This is a genomic window from Clostridium pacaense (assembly GCF_020709765.2).
Taxonomy (GTDB): domain Bacteria; phylum Bacillota; class Clostridia; order Lachnospirales; family Lachnospiraceae; genus Enterocloster; species Enterocloster hominis.
Genome location: NZ_JAJFEB020000142.1, coordinates 1 through 260, shown reverse-complemented (window position 1 = coordinate 260; position 260 = coordinate 1). Strand labels below are relative to the sequence as shown.

Sequence of the window (260 nt, the reverse complement as noted above, 5' to 3'; positions counted from 1 at the left end):
CTGTTCCCTCCTTAAAATATCAGTGCACTCCCGGAATCTCCTGGTAATCAGCCGGCTCCGTGATAATCCCGTCAGCCCTTCCCTCCACCAGGATTTCAAACATATCCTCCCGTACCCTATGCTTTAAAACCACTTCCGGGCGGTAACTGCTTCCCATCCGTTTCTGTATCTTCCGGTGCAGCCTGCTGCCATCCTGCATGGCCTCCTTCTTTGCCCCGTCGGTCCTGCGGTTGTCCAAATCACCACTTCGCATCACGAAT

1 protein-coding gene is annotated in these 260 nt (G+C 53.8%); it reads right to left on the bottom strand.

What is annotated here, in order from left to right; all coding sequences use genetic code 11:
* Positions 1-19: 19 nt before the first annotated feature.
* Positions 20-260 (bottom strand): hypothetical protein (locus LK536_RS58835; RefSeq protein WP_506092338.1); only part of this gene is annotated, 241 nt, incomplete at its 5' end.